15 protein-coding genes and 1 pseudogene are annotated in these 21067 nt (G+C 39.6%); 6 read left to right on the forward strand and 10 right to left on the reverse strand.

All coding sequences use genetic code 11. The features are described from left to right. Positions 1-59: 59 nt before the first annotated feature. The 6 genes and pseudogenes from F986_RS09340 to lysS form a co-directional block, all read right to left on the reverse strand. Positions 60-1394, reverse strand: coding sequence for a UvrD-helicase domain-containing protein (locus F986_RS09340; protein WP_004694364.1), 1335 nt, complete (start codon positions 1392-1394; stop codon positions 60-62). Next, on the reverse strand, positions 1382-3112 hold the full coding sequence (locus F986_RS09345; RefSeq protein ID WP_004694365.1) for an ATP-dependent nuclease: 1731 nt from the start codon (positions 3110-3112) through the stop codon (positions 1382-1384). Before F986_RS09345 ends, F986_RS09340 begins: the two co-directional genes overlap by 13 nt. A gap of 105 nt (positions 3113-3217) precedes the next feature. Then, positions 3218-4834, reverse strand: a complete 1617-nt coding sequence (gene cysN, locus F986_RS09350; protein ID WP_004694367.1) for a sulfate adenylyltransferase subunit CysN — start codon at positions 4832-4834, stop codon at positions 3218-3220. 166 nt (positions 4835-5000) lie between these two features. Further along, positions 5001-5915, reverse strand: coding sequence for a sulfate adenylyltransferase subunit CysD (gene cysD / locus F986_RS09355; protein ID WP_004694369.1), 915 nt, complete (start codon positions 5913-5915; stop codon positions 5001-5003). A 471-nt stretch (positions 5916-6386) separates the two neighbouring features. After that, positions 6387-7795, reverse strand: a pseudogene (locus F986_RS09360) (capsule assembly Wzi family protein). A 173-nt stretch (positions 7796-7968) separates the two neighbouring features. After that, positions 7969-9495, reverse strand: coding sequence for a lysine--tRNA ligase (gene lysS, locus F986_RS09365; RefSeq protein WP_004694374.1), 1527 nt, complete (start codon positions 9493-9495; stop codon positions 7969-7971). A gap of 277 nt (positions 9496-9772) precedes the next feature. Here lysS and F986_RS09370 point away from each other — a divergent pair, with 277 nt between their 5' ends. After that, positions 9773-10279, forward strand: a complete 507-nt coding sequence (locus F986_RS09370; RefSeq protein ID WP_004694377.1) for a YqiA/YcfP family alpha/beta fold hydrolase — start codon at positions 9773-9775, stop codon at positions 10277-10279. 36 nt (positions 10280-10315) lie between these two features. Here the strand turns inward: F986_RS09370 and F986_RS09375 are convergent, their stop codons facing one another. Beyond that, positions 10316-10858, reverse strand: a complete 543-nt coding sequence (locus F986_RS09375; protein WP_004694379.1) for an adenine phosphoribosyltransferase — start codon at positions 10856-10858, stop codon at positions 10316-10318. Between the two features lie 515 nt (positions 10859-11373). On the opposite strand from F986_RS09375, the gene rubA reads away from it, so the two are divergent. The 4 genes from rubA (at position 11374) to oxyR (ending at position 14697) form a co-directional block, all read left to right on the forward strand. Beyond that, a complete protein-coding gene (rubA, locus tag F986_RS09380; protein WP_004694381.1) occupies positions 11374-11538 on the forward strand; it encodes a rubredoxin RubA in 165 nt (54 codons plus the stop codon). A gap of 68 nt (positions 11539-11606) precedes the next feature. Then, the gene (locus F986_RS09385; protein ID WP_004694382.1) at positions 11607-12785 is read left to right on the forward strand and encodes an NAD(P)/FAD-dependent oxidoreductase; all 1179 of its coding nucleotides are present in this window, start codon (positions 11607-11609) and stop codon (positions 12783-12785) included. A 57-nt stretch (positions 12786-12842) separates the two neighbouring features. Continuing rightward, positions 12843-13781: an alpha/beta fold hydrolase gene (locus F986_RS09390; RefSeq protein WP_004694383.1), complete on the forward strand. Its 939-nt coding sequence runs from the start codon at positions 12843-12845 to the stop codon at positions 13779-13781. A gap of 13 nt (positions 13782-13794) precedes the next feature. Then, entirely contained in the window at positions 13795-14697 is a 903-nt protein-coding gene (gene oxyR / locus F986_RS09395) for a LysR family transcriptional regulator OxyR (protein ID WP_004694384.1), read from the forward strand. 88 nt (positions 14698-14785) lie between these two features. Here the strand turns inward: oxyR and ppk1 are convergent, their stop codons facing one another. Then, positions 14786-16870: a polyphosphate kinase 1 gene (gene ppk1, locus F986_RS09400; protein WP_004694385.1), complete on the reverse strand. Its 2085-nt coding sequence runs from the start codon at positions 16868-16870 to the stop codon at positions 14786-14788. Positions 16871-16980: 110 nt separating this feature from the next. Then, positions 16981-17655 (reverse strand): monofunctional biosynthetic peptidoglycan transglycosylase, encoded by a 675-nt coding sequence (gene mtgA, locus F986_RS09405; protein WP_004694386.1) that lies wholly within the window; start codon positions 17653-17655, stop codon positions 16981-16983. A 77-nt stretch (positions 17656-17732) separates the two neighbouring features. On the opposite strand from mtgA, the gene F986_RS09410 reads away from it, so the two are divergent. Next, complete coding sequence (locus F986_RS09410) at positions 17733-18548, forward strand: rhomboid family intramembrane serine protease (protein WP_004694387.1); 816 nt, start codon at positions 17733-17735, stop codon at positions 18546-18548. 29 nt (positions 18549-18577) lie between these two features. Here the strand turns inward: F986_RS09410 and F986_RS09415 are convergent, their stop codons facing one another. After that, the gene (locus F986_RS09415; RefSeq protein ID WP_004694388.1) at positions 18578-21067 is read right to left on the reverse strand and encodes an ABC transporter permease; all 2490 of its coding nucleotides are present in this window, start codon (positions 21065-21067) and stop codon (positions 18578-18580) included.

Genomic DNA, 21067 nt, shown 5'->3' on the forward strand with positions numbered 1-21067 from the left:
TGTGATTCGATTAGCTAAAATATGAATCTAAAAATTAGAGTTTATTAATTTTTTAAGAATCATAAAATTACTAAAACACGACTTCTAGCACGAGTCATACTCACATAAAAGTTATTTTTCTGAAGTACTCCATTATGATAAAGATCATCTTTTTTTAGGATAACGTTATCAAATTCCAGTCCCTTCGAAGAATGAATAGTCATAGTTACATGCTTATTTGTATTTTGAAAAAAGTTTTTTGTTTCCTCTAATTGGCTTAAAGAGCTGTACGTTTCACAAATCTGATTATTCAATTCTGCAAAACCTATTAAACTCAAAGCACCATCCAATGAATTGCCATTTTCATAAATATATTTTTCTACACAGTTTCTAAAAAAATCTATTTCATTTTTTTTAAATTTCTCAATATCTATTTGTAATTCGTCTAAAAAGTTATACATAAAATAGTTTTCTTTGAATTTAATTTTCAAAAGACAAATTACTATTTTTTTAACCATAACATCTAAATCAGGAGAAAAAGAAATATCTTTTAGAATAGAAAATTTACCATCATGATCTGATAATTCATAATTAGTCTTTTTCAAAAAAACAATGGACTCATCTACTAACTTTTCAACAACTTGATTTAGCATATTAATATTTATTACAAAATATCCCATATTCTCTTCATATACATGCTCATCAGGAAAACTATAGGAGTTAGCAATTCTATTAATGATATGATGACATCTAAAGTTTTGTTTTAGGTCGTAACTACTGAATCTATTATCATGAACATAGCGAGTAAAAGTATTAGAACAAGCTCCTCTAAATCCATATAATGTTTGGTTTGCGTCACCTACCATTAAAATCTTAATACCTAATCTTATAAAAAACTCAATCAATTGATATTGTTGAATATTATTATCCTGTGCTTCATCAATATAAATTGCATGAAATTTAGATTTAAAAAAGTGTTGTACATTTTTCTTATTACAAAGTTTTATAGCATGTTCTAATACAAAGTCACTCTTTCCTTTCGAGCCAACTATAGTTTTTTTATTATATAAGATATCTAACCACTTAGTATAATTATCAACCTCTACACGGAACATTTCTTTTAATTGATCACTTACTTGAGGATCAAATGGGAATAAATTTTCAAAAATAAAACTATGAAATGTTGTAATGATAATTGATGGATGATTTACTTTAGAAATCAAATCATCTTTAGATTTATTTGTAAACGTAAGTACTGCCAATTTCTTCCATGGACGACTTAGCAATATTTCCCTTTTTGCTTTTTCAACTAATGTAGAAGATTTTCCAGATCCAGCACAAGCTGAAACAATTATATTTTCCGAAGTACAATCTAATATTCTCTGTTGTTCCAATGTAAAATCTAAACTAGGCATGCTTTTACTTCTTTTAAAAAATCAAATCTTGAATTTTTGAATATTATTTCAAATAGTTCTTCATTTTCTTCTAAAAATAAAAACATATTGTGCCATTTTTTATATTGAAGTTCTGACTTCAACTCCTCTAAATCAACAACTTCCCCATTAAGCGAACAATCACTTATTCCCTCATCTAATAAAGCATTTACAATATCATTTTCTAAATCAATTTCAGCCAAAAATATATCATGTTCCAGTTTGAGATTCTCAATTAAAGGTTGAAAGTGCTTGTGTAGATCTTTCTTCTTCTTATTCAAAATTATTTCACCTTCATCTTTCCTACCTTTTAGCTCTTCAGGAATGATCTCAGTAAGGTTCTTATTAACTATTTTTAAGCAGCGTTTTAATCCATAAATATCATTCTTATATATATCATTATCCGTTCGAACAATAATCTTGATTCCCAGTTTTTTAAGTAAATCTCTATATGGTTTAAAATTTGTACCAAGTACTGGTAAAACATACAGTTTTTGAAACTGGTTTTTACTGAGTACACAACTTAAAATAGAATCACACAAAAGTTTTTCCGAATATCCTTCAACCAATAAAACACAATCCGCAAAGTATCCTTTACTGAGCCCCTCAGCATACATCTTTTTTAGATTATGATATTCACTACTTATCTGTGCCGAGCTACTGATAGTTTTTCTTAAGGGCATATTTTTCTGGCGATACAATCTAACCAAATTACAATCAATATCAATATGATACAGTAACTCAGATGAGTGACTTGAACAAAAAATATACTTAATATTTAAATCATCAAATAATGTTCTAGATAAGTCTATTTGCGCACTTAAAAATAAATGATTTTCTGGTTCTTCTAGAATTAAGATGGGAATTTTTTTAATAGCTTCTTTCTCTAAAAAATAATGTAACATGGCATACATTATCTTTTTCTGCCTACCATCCCCAGAAGCAGGATACAAATGATCATGATCATTTTCTATGGTATAAATTCTAAGTTGCTTATATAAGTCATCAACTATTGATTGTGAAGTTATTTTCACTTTATATGTTTCATCAAAAATTTTCAAATTTTGATTAATTTCTTCTTCTATTCTACTAACAGATGTTAATTTTTGAATATTTTCATTTATATTTTCAAAGTTATCTTTAATTTCAACTTTTAATATTGAATCATCTTCAGTTAAAACTATATCTTTTAATACCTCTTTTTTTATATCACTAAAGACTTTTAAAGTTTCAACATGTGACGGAATATAAATCACACTAAATACATCATCTAAAATTAAATAATTAACCCCCTTACCCTTTATTTCTTTTAAAGCACTTAGTTCATCTCCCCAAAAAAACTGTTTTAATATTCCTTCCTCTTTTCTATTTTCTATTATTAGTTTGATATAAAAAACTTCAGATTCTTCTTGCGTTACAGCTTCATGTGCTCTAGCTTTAAGTTTTTGGACATCTTCTTTTTCAGGCTGGGATATATCTAACCCAACAATAATTTCAATTGGATTTCTATCATTTTTATTATGAAAATCAGTAGAATGTATTTCTTCTAATCTTATCTTCTTATCAAAGACCAATCTCAAAGCATGTAATAAATTACTTTTTCCAACATCATTCATTCCTAAAATTATATTTTTATCTTTTAATTCAATATTTATCTGCTCAAAATTTCTGAAATTTTTCAATATCAAACTTTTAAACATTTAACTAAACTCGTTTATTTTTCATGCATTATTACCACTATTTTTTAATTTTTTCAATAAAAAACCCACCTTACGGTGGGTTCCTTTTCAAATTCGCTCAATCAGTTACAGACGAACCAATTCAACAATTTTATCAGCCAGCTCTTCAACCGCATCTTGAGTGAATGCGACATCTGTACCATCGACAAGGTCAGTCACCACAACCACACCTGTTTCACGTACTAGTGCAACCTGATCAGCAGTTAGACCTGCTTTCGCAATCGCAACCACACCTTGTTGAATTAACAAGTTTTCAAGTACTTGTGCATTTTCAAGTGCTTTCACAGATACAGTTACCGCAGCAGGTTTTTGACCTAAACGTGCAGCACGGTCTTCCGCTGTGACAGGGTTGCTATGCGCAGACCATTCCACAGACTCTTCCACCATACCCGCACCAATCGTCACGTTGTTTAAACGGTCGATGAAGATAAACGAACCTGTATAACGACTGTCTTGGTAGCGATCAAATACCACAGGTGCATCAAACTCAACAGTGACATTAGCAATGGCGTTCAGCTCAAGGCTATCCACTTGTGCCTTTTCCAATGTATTCACATTGGTACGGTAGTTAATAGCAGTGACTTTTGCAGGAACGGTTTGCGTACCCACTTTTAGGTTGTACAACTTACCAATCACCAGCGGTTGATCTGCCATCCAAACCACAGTGGCATTGACCGAACGTGAAATTTCTGGCGCAGCTTGATCCGCACGCACAAGCACGTTACCACGCGAAATATCAATTTCGTCATTCAGAGTCAAGGTTACCGCTTGACCTGAAACAGCACGCTCTAAATTACCATCATAAGTGACAATTTCTTTGACGGTCGACGACTTACCTGATGGTAAAGCCACGATTTTGTCACCTACCGATACATCACCCAGCGCAACCGTGCCACAGAAACCACGGAAGTCGAGGTTTGGACGGTTTACATATTGCACAGGGAAACGGAAATCGTTAGTCACCGAACTGCGGTTAATTTCCACAGACTCAAGCGTACCCATCAAAGTTTCGCCTGTGTACCATGGCGTATTTGGTGATTTATTGACAACGTTATCACCATTCAATGCTGAAATAGGCGTAAAGATAATGTTGTTTGGCTTACGGTCACCCAATTGCGCCACAAAACCTGCATACTCCTTCTGAATTTCATTGAAGCGCGCTTCAGAAAATTCAACCAAGTCCATTTTGTTAATCGCAACAATAATGTTCTTAATGCCCAGTAAGCTTGCAATATAAGTATGACGACGTGTCTGAGTTTGTACACCATAACGCGCATCAATCAAGATAATCGCAAGGTCACAAGTCGACGCACCCGTTGCCATGTTACGCGTGTATTGCTCATGTCCTGGCGTGTCGGCAATGATGAACTTACGTTTTTCAGTTGAGAAATAACGATAAGCCACATCAATGGTAATACCCTGCTCACGTTCAGCTTGTAGACCATCTACAAGGAGTGCTAAGTCAGGTGCATCGCCTGTCGTACCGACTTTTTTAGAGTCACGAGTTACTGCTTGCAATTGATCTTCATAAATCAATTTTGAATCGTAAAGCAAACGACCAATTAAAGTTGACTTACCATCATCGACGTTCCCGCAAGTCAGAAAACGCAATAAGTCTTTATTTTCATGTTGTTTTAGATAGCCCAAGATATCTTGGCTAATCAGTTCTGATTGATGAGACATTGCTCAAAACTCCACATATTCTTTAGAAATCGGTTTTTAATCTCTTTAACCCCTCTAAATCTCCCTTTGTTAAGGGAGACTTTCCCCTTTACAAAAGAAGGGCTTTTCTCCTCTCTTAGAAAAAGATGAGCAGCACTGCTGCGCAAGGGGAGAGATTTATCAACAGTTAGAAATAACCTTCTTGCTTTTTCTTCTCCATCGAGCCCGCCTCATCATGGTCAATCATACGACCTTGACGTTCAGAGCTAGTTGCAAGCAACATTTCTTGGATAATTTCAGGTAAGGTATTTGCCGTTGACTCCACTGCACCCGTAAGTGGGTAACAACCAAGTGTACGGAAGCGTACCGATTTCATTTGTGGAACTTCGCCTTCTTTTAAAGGCATACGTTCATCATCAACCATAATCAGGGTACCACTACGCTCAACCACAGGACGTTCTGCAGCTAAGTAAAGTGGAACCAATGGAATGCTTTCCAAGTAGATATATTGCCAAATATCAAGCTCAGTCCAGTTTGATAGTGGGAATACACGAATACTTTCACCTTTGTTCACTTTACCGTTGTAAAGATTCCAAAGTTCAGGACGTTGGTTTTTTGGGTCCCAACGGTGTTTCGAGTCACGGAATGAATAGACACGTTCTTTCGCACGTGATTTTTCTTCATCACGACGTGCACCACCAAATGCCGCATCAAAACCGTATTTATCAAGCGCTTGTTTTAAGCCTTGAGTTTTCATGATGTCGGTATATTTTGAGCTACCATGGTCAAATGGGTTAATACCCGCATCTTTCCCTTCTTTGTTTTGATGTACGATCAAATCAAAGCCATGGGTTTTTGCCATGTTGTCGCGGAAAGCAATCATGTCTTTAAATTTCCAGCCCGTATCTACATGCAGAAGCGGAAATGGAAGCTTGGCAGGATAGAACGCTTTGAGCGCCAGATGCAGCATCACTGCTGAATCCTTACCAATAGAATAAAGCATCACTGGGTTTTCAAACTCAGCAGCTACTTCGCGAATAATATGAATACTCTCAGCTTCAAGCTGTTTAAGATGAGTAAGTCTTTCCTCATTTAATGACATTGACAGCACCAACTCACAAAAATCGTGTACTTATTACACTTTTAAAAATATATATTCATTATAAAGATTTAGTTATACACACTATTGCTTGTTTTATTATATTTATATGCAAAAACCTCATATAAAACAAAATTGATAAGCCCTATAAGTTTTATTCAACAATTAGATATCCCCAAATAAACTCAAATATTACATCAACTTCATTCAAAGTATTCAGCCTGCTCACTCCTCCACGCTTCGATTCTTCATCTATGTTTCTGCTTGGCAATACATCTACAAATACCTAAAGTCGGTTTCATTTAGGTTCTATGTATATGACTCACCAAACTCTCAATCTAGAAGACTAAAAATAACACTCAATACAGACCAGCTTGTTCGTTTTATATATCAACATGATACCAAAGAAAGTTAAGCTAATTGCACAAGCCATAAAAAACCCGCAATAAATGCGGGTTCTATCACTCTCAAATATTAATAATGAAAAACGCGTTTATCTAAAGGTATTTCTATACCAATCGATGCACCAGCATCATTACCATGTAAATCAGAATCACTGAACCAACCATTAATTTTGATTGGTACAAATGGTCTTAAGTAATGTGACCACGTTAAATCAATAGCTTTAATATCATCTGTTTCAGGAAAGGCGGCATTGGTAATACGACCAGATTGATTAACCTTTGCAAATAATAATCGACCATTTAGACGGTTCATTGCATCGAATCGAATATCACCACCCAAAGATACCATTTCACCATCTCCACCCATGACATGGCCTAATGGGAAACCATGTTGGTAATATCCGTCTTTATATATACTATGGTTATATGAAATACCTTGTGCTTCACGATTGGTTCGAGTATCAGCCCACTCTGTATAAAGTTGATATGGCATGTTTTTAAAAGATGACGAATAGTCCACGCCAGCAAGATACATTTTTTTAGAAGGTAAACCACCAGCCTCATCTTCACCTACATATTGTCCATACAGACTTATAGGCACACTCAACAACTGCTGAAAATTTAATCGAGCATCAAATCCTGCAACCTGATTAGACGGATCTGGTTCTCCTGTACCACCGTTATCCTTGTTTCCAATCATAGCATCCCAGAATGAGCTAAAACTTTCTGGTCGTCCCTCGCCCCCCACTGAAAAGCACGTGAAGCGCCTAATTCTAAATAAGGTAAAGGTTGTGCCGTAAGACGTAGACCCACTAATTTAGCATCAGGTACAGCAGAATAGTCATCTAATTGACCTGCAAATGCTTGATATTGCCACGGACCAATCCATGACAACCATTTTGTTTCAAAAGCTGATTGATCTGCACGCTGTGCGGTAAAGCCATAGACTGGGCGGCTCGCATCACCTCGTAAAAGACTCCCATCATGACCTGGCCCCCAATATGTTGGTATCTGACCAGCAATCAACCATTGATTCCACAATTTTCCAGCTATGTAAGACCCTTCAACATTAACGTCTTGATCGTTGTCAATTTGTGGGTCTTTTTCTCCATTCACTCTAAGGCGAACATCCCAATTTTCACCACCGGCATTAAATTCCAAACCTGCTTGGTACTGTGCTTTTTCTTGATCCCCAAAAGCTTGCGGAATTTGTTTTTGATCACTCTCAGCAAATAAACGTGCTTTAAACATCGTGTTTTCACGATCGAGATGAGCTCGCACTGACTCAATAACTTTTTGCTGAGCAGGAGTCGCTACTTTAGCCTGAGACAATACTCTTTGAATTTCATCACCACTCATTGGCCATGTAGATGTGCTAATTTGAATCACACCCTGCTGATTTAACCAGTTTAGATCCGTTCTTAAATTTTGATCATTTAAAACGAGACCTTGAGCAAAGATACTCGTTGTTGCACCCATTAGCACAGCAATTGCAAGTGTTTTTTTAGAAACATTCCGTTTTATTCTCAGGACTTAAAGCTAAGTGTTACCTTATTTTTTTTATCTCTTTTTTTCAAGCTTTTCTATTTAGTAATGTTGTAAAGATCAATAAAAAACCCGCAATAATGCGGGCTTTTATGTTCATATCAAACTTAATTTTTATGACGCATGTGCGGGAACAGGATTACATCACGAATACTTGCTGCATTAGCGAATAACATGACTAAACGGTCAATACCAATACCCTCACCCGCTGTCGGCGGTAAGCCGTACTCAAGTGCTTCAACAAAGTCTGCATCGTAGTGCATTGCTTCATCATCACCTGCGTCTTTTTCTGAAACCTGTGCTTGAAAACGTTCAGCTTGGTCAATCGGGTCATTCAACTCGGAGAAACCATTCGCAAGTTCACGACCACCAATGAAGAACTCAAAACGGTCAGTGATGTGCGGATTATGATCATTACGACGTGCCAATGGCGAAGTTTCAGCAGGATATTCTGTAATGAAAGTCGGTTGACGTAGCTGAGTTTCAACAGTTTCTTCAAATACGATGGTTTGAAGTTTGCCCAGACCAAAACCTGGTTTTACCTGTTCTTTCAGCTCTTCTTGCACAAATTTTGCCAAGAATTCACGGTCATTGACATTTTCAGGCGTGAACTGTGGATTGTGCGCAAGAATGGCATCAAACATGGAAATTTTCTTGAATGGGCCCTTGAAACTATACACTTCTTCACCATAAGGCACATCAGTTGAACCCAAAATGTCCAGCGCTAAGCGTTCAAGCATATTTTCGGTAAGTTCCATCAAGTCTTTATAGTCTGCATAAGCTTGATAGAATTCAATCATAGTGAATTCTGGGTTATGACGCGTCGAAACGCCTTCGTTACGGAAGTTACGGTTAATTTCAAACACACGCTCAAAACCACCAACCACCAAACGCTTTAAGTAAAGCTCAGGCGCGATACGTAAGAAAAGTGGCATATCCAAAGCATTATGATGCGTTTCAAATGGACGCGCTGATGCTCCACCTGGAATCACATGCATCATCGGTGTTTCTACTTCCATGAAACGCTGTTCAGTTAAGAACGCGCGAATGCCTGAAACTACTTTGGCACGGATTTCAAAAGTCTTACGTGTTTCTTCGTTCACAATCAGGTCAAGATAACGCTTACGATATTTAACTTCAGTATCGTTTAGACCATGAAATTTATCTGGAAGTGGACGAAGCGACTTGGTTAAAAGCTCAAAGTGTTCAATATGTACATAAAGGTCACCCTTACCTGAACGACCAATATAACCTTTCACCGCGATAATATCGCCAAGATCTAAACTCTTAATAGTTTCTAAGGTTTCTGGTGCTAACTCTTTACGCGCTACATATAACTGGATACGACCCGTCATATCTTGGATCACGATGAATGAACCACGGTTCAACATCACACGACCCGCTACAGACACATAAACATGCTCTGCTGCTTCAATTTCTTCTTTGCTTTTGTCTGCAAATTGATCTTGTAAGTCTTGCGCATAATGTTCACGTTTAAAGGTGTTTGGCCATGGGCTAGTGCCCGCTTGTTTGGCTTGATCTTCAATCTGCTTTAACTTGGCATGACGCTGTGCAATTAAATCGTTTTCGGAAATGGCTTGTTCAGAAGTCGATTGAGCGTTTTGTTGCGTCATCTCTGCCTCGTATATGTATTAAAAAACGGAAGTTGCATAGCATAGCAGAATTCCAGACGAATGAGCATCATCAAAAACCACGCGGTATATAAAAAAGTATACATCCTGTTTATTTCAGAGCTAAGACACCCACCGTATAAAAGGTCTGTCTATTTCTTAGACCAAAAGCTAACTTCATTTCACGGTTAATCCCTCTACAATGGACATTATAAATCGTGGAAAAGTAAACTTTTCTCCACTCATAAAATAATTTAGTTTTTTAATTGAATGATAAATCATGAGCAGATGCGAATCTAAAATTTTGTTTTTGCATGGATTAGACTCCTCACGTGAGTCCACTAAATTCCATGCCATTGATGCAAAGCAGAAATTTTGTATCGATATCGATTATCGCTATCTCAATTTTTCTACCGTAGCCAGCTTCTACGACGATATTATTGAAAAAATAAAACCTGAAATTATTGTTGGGCATTGTATTGGTGCGTATTGGGCATTGAAAATGTCGCTGCTGCATCAAATTCCGTGTGTGATTGCCAACCCACGCTTAGCCCCTGACTTTCGCGAAGATTACCCAAGCATTAATGATACTGACTTAGACCACAATGTACCGCAAGTGGCCTATTTAGAGCTGGGAGATGAATTAATTGATATGTATGCAGCACAGGAAGTTTTAGAAAACTATATGTTGATTCAAGCAGTTGAAGGTGGACACCACCGACTACTTAAACCTGAAAATATTAATCAACTGATTGAACATCTAGAACAACAATATTTATATAAATAAAAAAAGCCTTGGATGTCCCAAGGCTTTTTAATGTGCTTATGCAGCAACAGATTCTGGTTTCGATTTGTCATCTAACACTGACCAAATCTTTAAACCTAAGTCAGCATGCAAATCAGGCAAATCAAGAAAAATACTGGCACCGAGCACTTCATGATTACATTTTTCCACCAGCTGATTAACGGCTTTTAATGTCCCACCTGTCGCTAAAACGTCATCTACAATAATCACTTTTTGCGATGGAGTATTGGCTGCCATTTCTAAGCGGTCTAATCCATATTCCAAACTATAACCCACACCCACCACCGGTGGTGGCAGCTTGCCTGCTTTACGTACCAACAATAAACCTTTACCTAAACGTTGTGCCAATAAGCTCGCAAGCACAAAACCACGCGCTTCTACAGCAACAAAACTATCTACTTCCGCCAACTGCTCAGCAGGAATACTTGCAATTAACGCGTCAGTTAAAGGCTCAATATTGCTCATAAACAATGGTGTTAAATCGAAGAAACAAATCCCAGGTTTTGGAAAATCTTGGACCGTACGAATGTGCGACCACAACGTTGTAGACAAGTTGTTCATAGGAGATCAATAAAATTTGAAAAGGAATAGATGAATTTTACAGCGTTATCTGTCAAAAAAACAGTCAAGCACTGGCTATGCAGCCGACTGAACAACCAAAATATTTATGTAAGTTATTGTTTTCAATTAAATCATTTATTTGATAAATATTAGGTATAGATGTACTCAATATTAAAATAGCAATTCAATTCCACATTTGCATCACGACCATAGTCTATATTTTTAAGGATTTTAAAAGACGAGTTGATTGAAAAAACACATCTTTTTTAGATGTAATCATCTATAACCTTCACACATTCGCAAAACACGATCTGGTTTTAAATGATACGTTTTGTCCTGATCATCGCTTTTAGCAGATAGATTCAATCATTAAACTCCGATATTTACTTTACATTCGTATTAGAACTGCGTAAAAATTTAGGTTAGCGAAGCATGCTAACCACTCAGATGAATAGCAGCTTGCGTAATGGATTATTTTGCTGAACCCTTTCTTGTTCAGCGTTTTGGAGAGTCAAATGAAGAAGTATCAATGCATCGTTTGTGGATGGATTTATGACGAAGCAGAAGGTTGGCCACAAGATGGCATCGTAGCGGGAACGAAATGGGATGATATCCCTGACGATTGGACTTGCCCAGATTGTGGCGTGTCAAAAATCGATTTTGAAATGGTTGAAATCTAATTCATAGTGTTAAAGACCATGCTGCATGGTCTTTTTTTACGTCTTTAAAATAATCTCTGGAGAACCTTATGCATCCCATCGTCATCATTGGCTCAGGTATGGCAGGCTATGCTGTAGCACGTGAATTTCGCAAGCTGAACCCTGAACAAGAGCTGCTCATGCTATGTGCAGATGATGCGACTAATTATGCCAAACCAACGTTGTCGAATGCCTTTGTTGCCAACAAAGCGCCTGAACAAATTGCTTTGGGTGATGCAGAGAAAATGGCAACACAACTGAAAATGCAGATTGCTACGCATACTTGGGTAAAAGAAATTCATGCTGAACAACAGCAGTTAACTCTTGTTAAAGATGGCACTGAATCTACACAGCCCTACTCTCAATTGGTTTTAGCAGTAGGTGCAAATCCAATTCGCTTAGCCATTGCAGGTGATGGAAGCAATGACATTCAAGTTGTAAACAATCTAGACGACTATAAAACCTTCCGTGCAGAACTTGAAAAGCGTGCAGACAAACGTGTAGTCATTTTAGGTGCTGGTCTCATCGGCTGCGAATTTGCCAATGATTTACAACATACAGGCCATCAAGCTACCGTCATCGACTTGGCAAACCAGCCTTTGGGCCGTTTGTTGCCAGCGCATGTTTCAAGTGCCTTTAAAGAAAACCTTGAAGCAACGGGTATTCATTTTGTCCTTGGCACTACAGTTGAAAAAGTGTCTAAAATTGAAAATGGCGACTATGTTGTGACCTTGGCCAATGGTCAGTCTTTGGTTGCAGATGTAGTGTTATCTGCGATTGGCTTACAACCGAGCATTTCTCTGGCAAAAGAAGCAGATATTCAAACCAGTCGTGGCATTTTGACCAACGCACAGCTTGAGACCAATCAACCGCATATCTATGCTGTAGGAGATTGTGCTGAAGTGAGCGGACTCTTGCTGCCTTATGTGATGCCAATCATGCAACAAGCACGCGCTTTAGCCAAAACCTTAAATGGTGAGACCACTGCGGTGCATTACCCTGCTATGCCTGTAGCAGTTAAAACACCCGCTGCGCCGCTCACTGTTTTGCCTGCGCCAATCGATGCAGAGGTGAACTGGGAAACTGAGGAATTAGACGATGGCATGATTGCCAAAGCCCTAGACAGTCAAGGTACACTTCGCGGCTTCGTACTGCTCGGTGCAACCGCAGCGAAACAACGTTTAGCATTAACAAAACTGGTTCCAGACTTGATTCCAGCACAGGTTTAGAGTTTAAATAAAAGGACATTTATAACAATAGATGTCCTTTATGTGAGGATTACAATAATGAATAGCGCACTCCAATATAATCTTTCACCCTATACCTCTTTCATGCGCGAAACCAAAGTCGACTTAGGCAATGGTATTGAACTCCATGTCGAAATCGGTGGCGAAGACCATCATCCGACCATTGTTTTGATCATGGGTTTAGGAGCACAGCTCTTATTTTGGCCTGATTTCTTCTGTAAATCTCTGATTGATCAAGGGTTTCGTATCATTCGTTTTGATAACCGCGATATTGGTTTATCTTCAAAAATTAAACATCAAGGTCCACGCTTAAACACCCTCAAACTGATGGGGCGTTTTGCTTTAGGTTTAGATAACCGTGGTGCACCTTATGACTTATACGACATGGCTGACGATGTGGCACTGCTTTTAGACCGTTTAGGTTTAGATGAAAGTTATGTGATTGGTGCATCCATGGGTGGTATGATTGGGCAAATTCTAGCAGCGCGTCATCCACAGAAGGTCAAAAAGCTCGGCCTAATGTTCACCAGTAACAACCAACCTTTACTGCCGCCGCCTTTTCCAAAGCAACTCTTTAGTCTAATTGGTCGACCTGAATCGACTGATGAAGAAGGAATTGTAAGCCACTCTTTGAAAGTGTTTAAGATCATTGGCTCGCCTGATTATCACAATCCAATCGAGTCAATTCAGACTTCTCGCAAATTATATCGCCGAAGTTATTACCCTGCGGGTGTACTTCAGCAGTTTTTAGCAATATTATGTACAGGTTCTTTATTGCAACTGGACAAACAGATTCAACAACCGACCCTTGTGGTACACGGTTCGCGAGACCGTTTACTCCCGCCTAGTCACGGAAAGGCCGTTGCAAAGGCAATTATGGGCGCTAAATTTGAATTAATTGATGGAATGGGGCATGATATCCCACCGCACTTCATTCCAAATCTTAGCGAATTATTTGCACAACACTTTAAATCATAATCATTAGGACACTATGGCTGCATTACCATCCTTAAGACAGCTGTCATATCTCGTTACACTGTCAGAAACGCTGCATTTTACTGAAGCTGCACGCCGTTCATTTGTAACCCAATCGACTTTATCGGGCGGGATTATGGAGCTTGAACGCCTACTCGGTGGCGTACTTGTAGAGCGTGATCGCCAAAATGTGCGCTTAACTCCTCTAGGCGAGCAAGTCGTTGCTCGTGCTCGTGTTCTACTGGCAGATGCTCAAGACCTGATGCGTTTAAGCCGAGAAATGAGCGAGCCTTTAACTGGTGATTTACATCTAGGTGTTATTCCAACCATTGCGCCATTTATTCTGGCGCAATTGTTAGATGAAGTGCATAAGCAACTCCCTAAAATTCAACTACATTTACACGAAGCGCAAAGTGAGAAAATTGTAGAAAAACTCGAACATGGCAATTTAGACATGGTCGTTTTGGCTCTACCTTTTGATACACGTGGCTTAAAAGTTGCTGAAGTCGCAAAAGAAAGTTTGTTTTTGGTCTGCAATAAATCAGATATCGCAAGCCAAGCCAAATCGCTGGATGACTTAGACCTTTCACGCTTAATGTTGCTTGAAGAAGGCCACTGCTTACGTGACCATACGCTAAGTGCCTGCCCAATTGGTGAGCGTAAAAACGATCATCGTTTAAAAGCGAGTTCTTTACCCACCCTTGTGGAAATGGTATCGGCTAATCTTGGTTTTACCTTATTACCTGAAATCGCAATTCATACCAATATGATTAAAGCGAATCCAGATTTGATGGTCAAACAAATTGAAGCTGCTCCAAGCCGTATCTTGGCTTTGGTGACACGTAAAAGCACCCCACTACAAAGCGAATTTGATGTGCTATTACAAATCCTGAAAAAAATTACTCAAGATCTGCACTAAGCTTATTTTTGTGCATAAAAAAGGAGTCAAACATGACTCCTTTTTTTTGTGCCTAAATCTTTAGTAGACTCAAGCACAATCCCTAAAGTTATTTAATCACATCTAGCAAATAACGCTGTGCATTATGCTCGGTTTCGCCTTCAGCTAGCGTCGCACGAAGCCAAGTTCCATCACCCTGTAGTAACCAAGCTTGTTGATTATCTTGCAAATAGGTCAACAACCCTTGCTGATAAATACGTTTTTTCAAAGCTGGATCTTCAATTGGGAAACATGCCTCAACACGATTAAATAGATTTCGATCCATCCAGTCGGCGCTCGAACCATAAATACGCGCATCGCCATTATTACTAAAATAGAAAACACGCGTATGTTCTAAGAAGCGCCCCACGATCGAACGTACACGAATGTTTTCCGAAAGCCCTGGCAAGCCCGGGCGTAGACAACAAATTGAACGAATAATGAGATCAATTTGTACACCTGCTTGTGATGCCTCATACAGCTTATTGATTAGTTGCACTTCGGTTAGTGCATTCACTTTCACAATAATCTGCGCTTTCTTACCTGCTTTCGCATTGGCAATTTCATCATCAATAAAGTGGATCAGTTGAGCATGGAGCGTAAATGGCGCATGAAGTAGCTTTTTCAGCTTCGCCATTTTCCCCATGCCTGTCAATTCTTGGAAAATACGGTGTACATCTTCACACAACTCTTTATCGGTCGTGAGCAAGCCATAGTCGGTATAAATTCGTGCATTACCCGCATGGTAGTTACCCGTTCCCAAGTGCACATAACGAACGAGTTTATTATTTTCACGGCGTACCACAAGAATCATTTTGGCATGGGTTTTATAGCCCACAATGCCATAAACAACCACTGCACCCGCTTCTTGTAGCACATTTGCCACTTCGATATTTGACTCTTCATCAAAACGCGCACGCAGCTCAATCACTGCGGTAACTTCTTTACCATTACGCGCCGCTTCTGCTAAGACTTGTACAATTTCAGAGTCTGCACCACTGCGGTATAGGGTTTGCTTAATCGCCAACACTTGTGGGTCACGTGCAGCTTCACGCAACAAGTTAATCACAGGTGCGAAAGACTCAAACGGATGATGTAGTAAAATATCCTGCTTCTGCATTGCAGAGAACATGCTTTCCGACTTTTTCAACACTTTAGGAATAACAGGAATATGTGCGTCATACCGTAGATGTGGACGTTTAAAATTGGACAATAAACGCGCCAAGTTCACAGGTCCTTCGACTTTATACAACTGCTCCTGATGCAGATCAAATTCATCTAGCAAGTAGTTATAAATATGTTCTGGACAGTTTTGTGTAACTTCCAAACGTACTGCTCGTCCAAAACGACGTGAACTTAACTCACCTTTCAGTGCTTTGGCTAAGTCTTCAACATCTTCGTTGAGCGCCAAATCGGCATTCCGTGTGACACGGAACTGATAACAGCCTGTTGCTGTCATCCCTGGGAACAAGTCAGAAACATGCTCATGGATGATAGCTGAAAGCATCACATGATGCTCTTTTCCACCTGTGAGTTCATCCGGTAGACGAACCACACGTGGCAATGAACGTGGTGCAGGAACAACGGCCAAATCAATCTGACGACCAAATGCGTCTTTCCCTTCCAAAGTCACGATAAAGTTGAGACTTTTATTCACTAAACGCGGAAATGGGTGCGCAGGGTCAAGGCTAATCGGTGTTAAGACAGGTGCAACCTGTTCTTGGAAATATTTCTTCACCCATGAAGACTGTGCAGGCGTCAGTTCCCCACGGCGTAAGAAGCAAATGTCTTCCTCACGCAGTTTTGGCAAAATTTCATCATTGAGAATACGATACTGACGTTCAATTGCAGCATGTGCAGTTTGCGAAATTTGATCGAGTACTTGGCGTGGGGTTAAGCCATCGGGGCTACGACTTTCATTACCCAGATCCAACTGTTCCATGACGCCAGCAACACGAATTTCAAAGAACTCATCTAAGTTACGTGAAAAAATCAGTAAGAAATTCATCCGTTCTAAGAGCGGATGTAAAGGATCTACGGCTTGTTCCAATACACGTAAATGGAAATCTAATATCGATAACTCACGGTTAATATAGCGATCGTTATACGCGTATTCAGGTTGTAGTATTGGAGATGTGCTTGCTGCCGTATTCATAGCTAACCTTTGATTATTTGAATGCGTTTTATCATGATAAGTATGCTTCAATTTTGTGACAATTTCATAAAAAAAAGCCCTTAAATTTGGGCTTTTTCACATCAATCAAATTAAGGGATATCGCTATAGCGCATATACTTTCGAATCATGCGCTCACGGTTTTGTAACTTACGGTCATTTTGATGATCTTGGTAGTATTTCGGATTGGGTAAAATGGCCGCTAAAAAGACCGCCTGCTCTCGGCTTAAGCTACGTGAACTTTTACCAAAGTAGTGTTGGGTTGCAGCTTCCACGCCATAGATATTATCGCCAAACTCCACCGAGTTCAGATATACCTCTAAGATGCGTTCTTTGCTCCACATCCGTTCCATCATCCAAGTTGCAACAGCTTCCTGACCTTTACGAATGAATGAACGCTTGTTATATAAAAATAAGTTTTTGGCCAATTGCTGAGAAATCGTCGAACCACCCGCAACCACTTTGCCCGTGTCATTATTACGTTCAAGCGCTGCTTGAATCCCATCCCAGTCAAAACCATGATGTTGCATAAATTTGCCATCTTCAGCCGCAACAATGGCTTTTTTCATGTACTCACTGATTTCGTCATAATCACGCCATTCATGTTGAATAGGCTTAGATGGCTCAGACCAATAATCAATCCGCATAAACATGGTGGTTTCCACTGGCTTGTAACGCCACCACGCTAGACTTGCAAAAATCCACAACTGTACCAAAAGCACGAAGCTGACAACGACTAACAAACTACGAACAATAAAAGCTTTCATGCCAGTGGCTTACTCCAAAAATCATTTTTATTCATGCTAAGCTTGGGCAAATATAGCAAAATTTTAGCAAGAATAGCATGACCGAGCTTACACCTCCGCAAATCAAAACAAAATTTGACGTACATTTATGGTGGATTACCGCCGTCATTATTGCCGTGAATGTTGGGTTGTTTTTTTGGCAAGTCCTGCAGGGCATGGATGTCAGCAATCCAAGTACAGCCGATGCCATACGCTGGGGAGCAGACTATGCACCACTTACCTTCTTGGCTGAACCGATGCGTTTATTGAGCAGTATGTTCTTTCATTTTGGCTTGGTTCACCTCATGTTGAACATGTGGGCGCTGTATATTTTTGGCAGTGTGCTGGAGCAAATGTTTGGACGTGTCTATTTTCTTGTGCTATATGTCCTTGCGGGCCTCATGGGTAGCTTGCTCAGTGGTTATATTGCCATTCAAGACAGTTATGAACTAATTCGTGTGGGTTTAGCAAACCCTGAACTCTTGCCGCGTGTCGGTGCAGGGGCTTCAGGTGCCGTCATGGGACTGGGGGCAGCACTGACGATTCTATCGCTACTGCCGATGCTCCCACAGCAACGTTTTATTTTAGATAAAAAGACTTTGCTCATCGTGATGGGAATCAACTTAGCCATGGGCTTTATGATTTCAGGGATTAACAATGCCGCACATATTGGCGGCATGTTAATGGGTGCTATTTTGGCAGCACTTTGGTATCTCTCCCAAAAAACCCAACAGCGTTGGATTATGCCACTGAGCCTTGTTTTGGCGGCCTGCGGCTCGTATTGGTTTTACTTACACTGCCAAAATCTGGTAACCCACATTCAGCCCCTATGGTCTGAAGTATTAATGATGATGCGCCAACAGCTCAATTTCTAAGATTCAATTCTTCACACATAAGAGATCAATCACGATTGATTGATCTCTCTCAAACTTTGTAAGGGTGGAATATCACTGAGATAACTTAAGCGATAACGCCCAATCAACGCACAAAGTACAGTCATAAAGAGCGGTAAAATGAGCCAGATTTCCCAGTGTGGCTGAATAGCTAAGCCCATGCGATAACATGCGACCGCACTTATCGCTTCAGCAAACAAACAAGAAACTACACCCGCCATAAAACCAATAAAGCCAATTTCTAAGCTAAGCATAGTTTTAAGTTTTTGCTTGGAACCCCCAAATGAGCGTAACAATGCGACTTCACGTTTACGCTCATCCATAAGTAAGTTCAGGCAAGCAATTAAAACCAAAATGCCCGAAATGCTCACTAAAACTGCAAGGATCGTGACAATCTGTACCAGTACCGTCACGATGCGCTTAATTTCATCTAAAATTAAACTGACATCAATAAAGACGGTATTGGAAAATTGTTGAATGATACTGACCAATTTCGCTTTGTCAGACTCAGGTACATAAAAACTGCCTAAATAACTGCCCGCATTTTCATCCATGGTCTGTGGCGCAAAAATAAAGAAGAAGTTTGGACTAAAACTTTCCCATTCCACGGTTCTTAAATTCGCCACTTTGGCATGAATAACGCCCTCTGGTAAGCTAAAGGTCAGTTGATCCCCCACTTTTATCCCAAGCTCTGTTGCGGTATTGGCTTCCACCGAAACTTGCCCTTTTGCTGTCAGTTTTGATACTCCAGAGACAATTACATTGTCTTTAGGATAACTGTCTGCTTGGGTCAGATTTAATTCGCGGCGTAAGGAATTATTTTGCTTCACCAAATCCGTAGCAAAAGGCTGTCCATTTTTGGCAATCAGCCTGCCCCGAATATTCGGATAGAGCGGCGTACTGTTCCAATGGTTTTGTTCAATTTTCGCTTTTAACTCAGGCATGTCAAAAGGCGGTAAACCATATACAAACTGATTCGGCGTTCCTACAGGAATTTGCTGTTGCCAGCGCTCTAACAAATCAGTGCGTAGCACGGCTAAGACCGTAATTAAACTGAGCCCCAAAGCCAAAGCAGTAATCTGAAACGCAGTTTGGTAAGGCGTGCGGACATAGGCAGAAACCGCATTTTTCAAGCCGCGCAGGAACTTCAAACTCAGCCAGACCACAACGTATAACACTGCACACAGAATAATAATCGCACCAATGACCATGGCTGTCAGCACCATGTTTTCAGTCAGAACAATACTAAATAATACCAGACTTGCCGTGCCTGCAAGTAACATCCAAAACATAGACGAAACTGATTTTTCTTGACTGCGAATGACTCGGATCGGTGGGGTATTCAACAGTTCCCAAAAACTCGGTAAGACAAAACCCAGAAGCACTACGGCACTGGTCAACATGGCAATCGGAATCGGCCCGAGCAACATATCCCAAGCTGAAAACGCAATACTTAAGTGTGGAATCAGTTGTAACATCAGCTGTAACAGGCCATAGCCCAGGCCGACACCCACTGCACTCCCGACCAGCATGGCAAGCAAGAACACCACACCCAACAAGCTGAGATAAGCCCAGAGAATTTGTGACTTCGCAGCCCCCATACAACGTAATAGCGCAATGTGATCTTGGTTTTGTTGCACAAAACGCTGACTGGTCAAAGCAATCGCAATTCCACATAGTAAAATCGTTAAGATATTCGCCAACTGCAAAAATGTGTCCAAATTTTCAATCGGTTTCATTAAACGGGTATTGCCCTCACTGGCATTACGTAAGCGTAAGCTGTTTTGTGGTTCTTCCGCATTAGGACTTTGAGTTGTCGCACTGACCTCTTCAGATGCTACATTCTGCTTCTTAAAATTTGCTTCAAACTGCTGGGTATCTTGTGTTGCACCTGCCATCAGTAAACGATAGTCAATACGACTACCGACTTGTATGGCATTGGTCTTGGCAATATCCGCTTCAGAAATAATCACCGTTGGCGAGAAACCTGAAAAGCCCAACTCTTGATTGGAATCATGCTCAATCAAGCCTGTCACCTTGAAAGTACCATCTGCAATATTCAGCTGATCGCCCAGTTTAACCCGTAGCAAATCCATAGCACGCTGGCTCAACCAAACTTCACCTGAAGCAATATGCTTCGCAGCAGGCTGAATGCGTAACTCTCCACGCAGAGGAAAGGCTTGATCGATGGCTTTGACATTGACCATAACAAACTGATCATCGGTATATGCCATCGAACTAAAGACAGTGACTTCGGATTGTTTTAAATTAAGAGCTGTCGCTTGCGCTTTCCATTTCGGATCGAGCTTTTGACTGTCCGTTAGAACCAAATCCCCTGCTAGCATCTCAGCGGCTTGAAGCGCTACGGCATTTTGAATTTGCTCATTACTAAACTTCAGCGCGGTCGTTGCACTGATCGCGAGAATCAACGCAATAATCAATAAATACACACCGCTACTTTTAAAACTTTGCTTCAGTAAGGGCTGAAATAGAGAATTCAT

The organism is Acinetobacter johnsonii CIP 64.6 (assembly GCF_000368045.1).
In the GTDB taxonomy this organism is placed as follows: Bacteria; Pseudomonadota; Gammaproteobacteria; order Pseudomonadales; family Moraxellaceae; genus Acinetobacter; species Acinetobacter johnsonii.

Bases quoted from the DNA above. Each gene is read 5' to 3' on its own strand.
- F986_RS09345 (WP_004694365.1), bottom strand. From the start codon at position 3,112: ATGTTTAAAAGTTTGATATTGAAAAATTTCAGAAATTTTGAGCAGATA.
- cysN (WP_004694367.1), bottom strand. From the start codon at position 4,834: ATGTCTCATCAATCAGAACTGATTAGCCAAGATATCTTGGGCTATCTA.
- F986_RS09390 (WP_004694383.1), top strand. From the start codon at position 12,843: ATGAATAGCGCACTCCAATATAATCTTTCACCCTATACCTCTTTCATG.
- F986_RS09410 (WP_004694387.1), top strand. From the start codon at position 17,733: ATGACCGAGCTTACACCTCCGCAAATCAAAACAAAATTTGACGTACAT.
- rubA (WP_004694381.1), top strand. From the start codon at position 11,374: ATGAAGAAGTATCAATGCATCGTTTGTGGATGGATTTATGACGAAGCA.
- mtgA (WP_004694386.1), bottom strand. From the start codon at position 17,655: ATGAAAGCTTTTATTGTTCGTAGTTTGTTAGTCGTTGTCAGCTTCGTG.
- lysS (WP_004694374.1), bottom strand. From the start codon at position 9,495: ATGACGCAACAAAACGCTCAATCGACTTCTGAACAAGCCATTTCCGAA.
- F986_RS09340 (WP_004694364.1), bottom strand. From the start codon at position 1,394: ATGCCTAGTTTAGATTTTACATTGGAACAACAGAGAATATTAGATTGT.
- F986_RS09375 (WP_004694379.1), bottom strand. From the start codon at position 10,858: ATGAACAACTTGTCTACAACGTTGTGGTCGCACATTCGTACGGTCCAA.
- cysD (WP_004694369.1), bottom strand. From the start codon at position 5,915: ATGTCATTAAATGAGGAAAGACTTACTCATCTTAAACAGCTTGAAGCT.
- F986_RS09370 (WP_004694377.1), top strand. From the start codon at position 9,773: ATGAGCAGATGCGAATCTAAAATTTTGTTTTTGCATGGATTAGACTCC.
- F986_RS09415 (WP_004694388.1), bottom strand. From the start codon at position 21,067: ATGAATTCTCTATTTCAGCCCTTACTGAAGCAAAGTTTTAAAAGTAGC.
- F986_RS09385 (WP_004694382.1), top strand. From the start codon at position 11,607: ATGCATCCCATCGTCATCATTGGCTCAGGTATGGCAGGCTATGCTGTA.
- ppk1 (WP_004694385.1), bottom strand. From the start codon at position 16,870: ATGAATACGGCAGCAAGCACATCTCCAATACTACAACCTGAATACGCG.
- oxyR (WP_004694384.1), top strand. From the start codon at position 13,795: ATGGCTGCATTACCATCCTTAAGACAGCTGTCATATCTCGTTACACTG.